8 protein-coding genes are annotated in these 5685 nt (G+C 43.7%); 7 read left to right on the top strand and 1 reads right to left on the bottom strand.

Annotation, left to right across the window (positions count from 1 at the left end; all coding sequences use genetic code 11):
• Both RAC86_RS34450 and fni read left to right on the top strand, forming a co-directional pair.
• On the top strand, window positions 1-111 hold a 111-nt coding region (locus RAC86_RS34450), incomplete at its 5' end, for a hypothetical protein (protein WP_377886612.1).
• A gap of 12 nt (window positions 112-123) precedes the next feature.
• Complete coding sequence (gene fni, locus RAC86_RS34445; protein WP_377886611.1) at window positions 124-1173, top strand: type 2 isopentenyl-diphosphate Delta-isomerase; 1050 nt, start codon at window positions 124-126, stop codon at window positions 1171-1173.
• A gap of 42 nt (window positions 1174-1215) precedes the next feature.
• Here the strand turns inward: fni and RAC86_RS34440 are convergent, their stop codons facing one another.
• The gene (locus RAC86_RS34440) at window positions 1216-1347 is read right to left on the bottom strand and encodes a YpzI family protein (RefSeq protein ID WP_003225499.1); all 132 of its coding nucleotides are present in this window, start codon (window positions 1345-1347) and stop codon (window positions 1216-1218) included.
• Between the two features lie 77 nt (window positions 1348-1424).
• On the opposite strand from RAC86_RS34440, the gene RAC86_RS34435 reads away from it, so the two are divergent.
• The 5 genes from RAC86_RS34435 (at window position 1425) to RAC86_RS34415 (ending at window position 5624) form a co-directional block, all read left to right on the top strand.
• Window positions 1425-2024 (top strand): YphA family membrane protein, encoded by a 600-nt coding sequence (locus tag RAC86_RS34435; protein ID WP_003230560.1) that lies wholly within the window; start codon window positions 1425-1427, stop codon window positions 2022-2024.
• Window positions 2021-2914: a YIEGIA family protein gene (locus RAC86_RS34430; RefSeq protein ID WP_003230562.1), complete on the top strand. Its 894-nt coding sequence runs from the start codon at window positions 2021-2023 to the stop codon at window positions 2912-2914. The genes RAC86_RS34435 and RAC86_RS34430 overlap by 4 nt, the downstream gene beginning before the upstream one ends.
• Window positions 2911-3105 carry a capping complex subunit for YIEGIA gene (locus RAC86_RS34425; protein WP_003230563.1) on the top strand — a complete coding sequence of 65 codons (195 nt, stop codon included), beginning with the start codon at window positions 2911-2913 and terminating at the stop codon, window positions 3103-3105. The genes RAC86_RS34430 and RAC86_RS34425 overlap by 4 nt, the downstream gene beginning before the upstream one ends.
• A gap of 153 nt (window positions 3106-3258) precedes the next feature.
• A complete protein-coding gene (gene der / locus RAC86_RS34420) occupies window positions 3259-4569 on the top strand; it encodes a ribosome biogenesis GTPase Der (RefSeq protein WP_003230565.1) in 1311 nt (436 codons plus the stop codon).
• 17 nt (window positions 4570-4586) lie between these two features.
• Window positions 4587-5624, top strand: a complete 1038-nt coding sequence (locus tag RAC86_RS34415; protein WP_377886609.1) for an NAD(P)H-dependent glycerol-3-phosphate dehydrogenase — start codon at window positions 4587-4589, stop codon at window positions 5622-5624.
• The last annotated feature ends 61 nt before the right edge of the window (window positions 5625-5685 follow it).

The raw sequence follows: 5685 nt of genomic DNA, 5'->3' as shown, positions 1-5685 counted from the left end.
ACGCCTAAAGCTGACCAGGAAGATTACCGTCAATATCAAGCGAAGGAAGAAACAAGCACTGGCTTCCAGCTTGGAGATCTGATCGGAGATAAGCTGAATAAACTAAAATAATTGGTGATAAACGTGACTCGAGCAGAACGAAAAAGACAACACATCAATCATGCCTTGTCCACCGGCCAGAAGCGGGAAACAGGTCTTGATGATATTACGTTTGTTCACGTCAGTCTGCCCGATCTTGCATTAGAACAAGTAGATATTTCCACAAAAATCGGCGAACTTTCAAGCAGTTCGCCGATTTTTATCAATGCAATGACTGGCGGCGGCGGAAAACTTACATATGAGATTAATAAATCGCTTGCGCGAGCGGCTTCTCAGGCTGGAATTCCCCTTGCTGTGGGATCGCAAATGTCAGCATTAAAAGATCCATCAGAGCGTCTTTCCTATGAAATTGTTCGAAAGGAAAACCCAAACGGGCTGATTTTTGCCAACCTGGGAAGCGAGGCAACGGCTGCTCAGGCAAAGGAAGCCGTTGAGATGATTGGAGCAAACGCACTGCAGATCCACCTCAATGTGATTCAGGAAATTGTGATGCCTGAAGGGGACAGAAGCTTTAGCGGCGCATTGAAACGTATTGAACAAATTTGCAGTCATGTCAGTGTACCAGTCATTGTGAAAGAAGTCGGATTCGGTATGAGCAAAGCATCAGCAGGAAAGCTGTATGAAGCTGGTGCTGCAGCTGTTGACATTGGCGGTTACGGAGGGACAAATTTCTCGAAAATCGAAAATCTCCGAAGACAGCGGAAAATCTCCTTTTTTAACTCGTGGGGCATTTCGACAGCTGCAAGTTTGGCGGAAATCCGCTCTGAGTTTCCTGCAAGCACCATGATCGCCTCTGGCGGTCTGCAAGATGCACTTGACGTGGCAAAGGCAATTGCGCTTGGGGCCTCTTGCACCGGAATGGCAGGGCATTTTTTAAAAGCGCTGACTGACAGTGGTGAGGAAGGACTGCTTGAGGAGATTCAGCTGATCCTTGAGGAATTAAAGATGATTATGACCGTGCTGGGCGCCAGAACGATTGACGATTTACAAAAGGCGCCCCTTGTGATCAAAGGTGAAACCCATCATTGGCTCACAGAGAGAGGGATCAATACATCAAGCTATAGTGTGCGATAAATGATAAAAGCCCAAAACCATATGTGGTTTGGGCTTTTTGTATTATGATTTTCGCTTTTTGAATCTTCCGTTTTGTTCAAGGCTTGTCGCTCCGTCATAGTGAATGGACTGGTCGCGGTCTGATTCGACTCTGCCTGAAGCTTTGAGTTTTTTCTCTTGTCTGTCTTTTCCCATGATCATACTCCTTAATGTGAGATCGATTGTTTAAAAAATGTGCCTGAACTCCATACTGGGAATATGGAGGAAGTAAAATGGAACAATTTTATTACTATTGGTCAATGTGGTTTCTGTGGGTTCTGACAACATTTATTTTTGAAAAGACGAAAAGACGAATTGCCGTCTCTGTCTTTATTTTAACTAATATTATTCTAAGCATACATGACATCGCTTTATATTTTTCCCTGAATGCTGCATATTTGATGTTTTTCGTTTGCGGATGTGTCTATGCCGGGTATTTGGGAATGTATCGTTTTCGTTACATCATGGTCTATCTGACGCTCGTTGCCGCGTATGCGTTTGTTTATCTTTTTGCATTATATGACCCGGTTTGGTTCATCATAAAACCTGAGTGGGCTGCTGTTATATTAATAGTGCTTTTAACAGCTTCTGTTGAAAGGAATTTTGAGAAGCAGCTTGTCTTATTTGTCCTAGGGATGTGCCAAGGCGAACTGGTGTATTCATTTGTGATCCAGAAGTTGGCCGGGGCTATGGCTGTCGGCGGCTTTCAATGGCTGAATGCGTGTTCTGCGGGGATGATATTGCTGTTTGGCATATCTAAATACGAACACCTCGCAAGCCAGATTGGTCAGAAAAGCAAAAGATCAAACAAAGGAGCTACCAAAATGTCATGAGTGATTACATCTATCCGATTATTGCTGGGGTCATTGCCGGAATTGCGACAAGGCTTTATATGCTGAAAACGGATTACCGCCAGTATCCGACCTATGTTCATGGGAAAGTGATTCACATCGCGCTGGGGTTGATAGCGGCTGGTTTAGGTGCAATTATTATGCCGGCGCTTTTGCAGGAGGAATTTACGGCCATCACATTTTTAACATTGGCAGCGACGCAATTTAGAGATGTCCGAAACATGGAGCGGAACACATTGACGCAAATGGATTCGTATGAACTTGTCTCAAGGGGAAGCACATATATTGAGGGGATTGCCATTGCGTTTGAAAGCAGAAATTATATTGTGATCTTTACAGCGCTTTTGACAACCTCTGCGTATGTGTTTTTATCCATCTGGGCTGCTGTCATAGCGGCTGTCGTTTGTTTTTTACTGGCTATGAAGTTTATGTCGGGCAGTGTGTTGAAGGATATTGTAGATATCGAGTACATAAAGCCGCGCTTTGACGGTCCTGGGCTGTTTGTTGATAATATTTATATGATGAATATCGGGCTTCCAGAGAAACAGGAACTGATTTTAAAGCATGGCATGGGCTTTATTTTGACGCCGAAAAACTTTAATTCAGCAGCGACGATAGCAAATTTAGGGCAGCGTCAGGCCATTTTATTTGATGTTTCCAATGTGCTCGGGGTTTATCGGGATTCAGGAGAGCCATCTTTGACACCAATTGCAAAACGGGATTTAAATGATGGGAGAGTGGCAGTATTTGTTCTCCCGCAAATTCACCATCCCGAAACGGCTGTTCAAATTATTAGCAATGTTCCAACCCTGGAAAATGCGATTAGAATGCCGACTGAATTTATCAAGAATCAGGATAAGGTGATAGGATGAGTGAATCTCTTACGAAAGTGATTTTGTCTGTAATCACGACAAATCGAAATCGGGTTGCAGGGGGAGCACCTGTCTTTTTTTGCAATGACCAAAAGGAGATGGAGCTTTTCGCTAAAAATCTTGAGGCGATCCTTGATGGAATAGCTCACAGAATCGGAGATGACGTGTATTTGATCGTGAAACATTTTTAAGAATAGTTGTGATCCCAGTAAAAACTGATATAATAAATGAGTTAAGCCCTTCCTCTGAAGGGTTTCTTTTCATAAAAGTGAATGAAATGATTTTAATAACCGGTTGAAAATTTATGTAAAAATGAAAGCGGCTGGATTGAAAGGAAGGGTACTATGGGTAAACCTGTCGTAGCCATTGTCGGGAGACCAAATGTAGGAAAATCCACAATCTTTAACCGGATTGCGGGAGAAAGAATTTCAATAGTAGAAGATACCCCTGGCGTGACAAGGGATCGGATATACAGCTCGGCTGAATGGCTGAATTATGATTTTAATTTGATTGATACGGGCGGTATTGATATCGGTGATGAGCCGTTTTTAGCGCAGATTCGCCAGCAAGCTGAAATCGCCATGGATGAAGCGGACGTGATTATTTTTATGGTGAACGGCCGTGAAGGCGTGACAGCTGCTGATGAAGAAGTGGCGAAAATTTTGTACCGCACAAAAAAGCCTGTTGTTTTAGCGGTTAATAAACTGGATAACACAGAAATGAGAGCGAATATTTATGATTTTTATTCGCTAGGCTTTGGCGAGCCGTATCCAATTTCGGGAACACACGGACTCGGACTGGGTGATTTACTGGATGCCGTTGCAGAGCATTTTAAAAACATTCCTGAAACGAAATACAATGAAGAAGTTATTCAATTCTGTCTGATCGGACGTCCAAATGTCGGAAAGTCCTCACTTGTGAATGCGATGCTCGGCGAAGAACGCGTTATTGTCAGCAACGTGGCTGGAACGACAAGAGATGCTGTTGATACGTCATTTACTTACAACCAGCAGGAGTTTGTCATTGTCGATACTGCAGGTATGCGAAAAAAAGGGAAAGTCTATGAAACGACTGAGAAGTATAGTGTACTGCGGGCGCTGAAAGCGATTGACCGCTCAGAAGTCGTGGCGGTTGTGCTGGATGGCGAAGAAGGCATTATTGAACAGGATAAGCGCATCGCCGGCTATGCACACGAAGCGGGCAAGGCCGTCGTCATCGTCGTAAACAAATGGGATGCTGTTGACAAAGATGAGAGCACGATGAAAGAATTTGAAGAAAATATTCGCGATCATTTTCAATTTCTGGATTATGCGCCAATCCTATTTATGTCTGCCTTAACGAAAAAACGGATCCATACTCTGATGCCTGCGATTATCAAAGCTAGTGAAAATCATTCACTTCGAGTTCAAACAAACGTCTTAAATGATGTCATCATGGACGCTGTGGCAATGAATCCGACACCGACTCATAACGGTTCTCGTTTGAAAATTTACTATGCGACTCAAGTGTCGGTAAAGCCGCCAAGCTTCGTTGTGTTTGTAAACGATCCGGAATTGATGCATTTTTCATACGAACGGTTTTTAGAAAACCGAATCAGAGACGCGTTCGGTTTTGAGGGGACACCAATCAAAATATTTGCAAGAGCTAGAAAATAAAAAGGTGTGAAGCAAATATGAAAAAAGTCACAATGCTCGGAGCGGGGAGCTGGGGAACAGCACTGGCTTTAGTGTTAGCTGATAATCATCACGATGTAACCTTGTGGGGGCACCGTGCAGATCTGATCCATCAAATCAATGATCAGCATGAAAATAAAGATTATTTGCCGAACGTCAAGCTTCCAGAATCAATAGAGGCAACAACGGATATGAAGACAGCTGTTTCAGACGCAGATTTCATTATCGTTGCGGTCCCGACAAAAGCAATTCGGGAAGTGCTGAGACAGGCTGTCCCTTTTATAACGAAAAAGGCAGTCTTTGTTCATGTCAGCAAGGGTATTGAGCCAGATTCACTTCTGCGCATCTCTGAAATTATGGAAATTGAGCTCCCGAGTGATGTCAGAAAAGATATCGTTGTCCTTTCCGGCCCGAGTCATGCGGAAGAAGTAGGGCTGCGGCACCCCACAACTGTTACTGCATCTTCAAAGAGCATGAGGGCAGCAGAAGAGGTGCAGGATCTATTTATTAATCACAATTTTCGGGTGTACACAAATCCTGACATTATCGGAGTTGAAATCGGAGGGGCTTTAAAAAATATTATTGCCCTTGCTGCAGGAATTACAGATGGTTTAGGGTACGGCGACAATGCCAAAGCTGCTTTGATTACACGCGGACTTGCCGAAATCGCGAGACTCGGAACGAAAATGGGCGGAAATCCCTTGACGTTCTCTGGATTGACAGGAGTAGGCGATCTGATTGTGACGTGCACAAGTGTTCATTCCAGAAACTGGCGTGCGGGCAATTTGCTCGGAAAAGGGTACAAGCTTGAAGATGTTCTTGAAGAGATGGGAATGGTAGTCGAAGGCGTCCGCACGACGAAAGCGGCTTATCAGCTTTCGAAGAAATATGATGTTAAAATGCCGATTACAGAAGCTCTCCATCAGGTCCTGTTCAACGGACAAAAAGTGGAAACCGCTGTTGAATCTTTAATGGCGAGAGGGAAAACCCACGAGATGGAGGATTTGGTAAATACGTTTGAAAATCAAGTGAAGTAAAAGTGTCAATGGTATGATGAAACGCATATCTTAATTGAACGAAAGCCCGAAAAACAGAAGA

The sequence above is a fragment of the Bacillus sp. LR_5 genome, assembly GCF_042709275.1.
The sequence above is the reverse complement of the archived record's forward strand: the minus strand, read 5'-3'. Positions and strand labels throughout refer to the sequence as shown.

Excerpts from the sequence above, each read along its gene's own strand:
- RAC86_RS34415 (WP_377886609.1), top strand. The coding sequence starts at position 4,587 with ATGAAAAAAGTCACAATGCTCGGAGCGGGGAGCTGGGGAACAGCACTG.
- RAC86_RS34440 (WP_003225499.1), bottom strand. The coding sequence starts at position 1,347 with ATGGGAAAAGACAGACAAGAGAAAAAACTCAAAGCTTCAGGCAGAGTC.
- RAC86_RS34425 (WP_003230563.1), top strand. The coding sequence starts at position 2,911 with ATGAGTGAATCTCTTACGAAAGTGATTTTGTCTGTAATCACGACAAAT.
- RAC86_RS34430 (WP_003230562.1), top strand. The coding sequence starts at position 2,021 with ATGAGTGATTACATCTATCCGATTATTGCTGGGGTCATTGCCGGAATT.
- der (WP_003230565.1), top strand. The coding sequence starts at position 3,259 with ATGGGTAAACCTGTCGTAGCCATTGTCGGGAGACCAAATGTAGGAAAA.
- RAC86_RS34435 (WP_003230560.1), top strand. The coding sequence starts at position 1,425 with ATGGAACAATTTTATTACTATTGGTCAATGTGGTTTCTGTGGGTTCTG.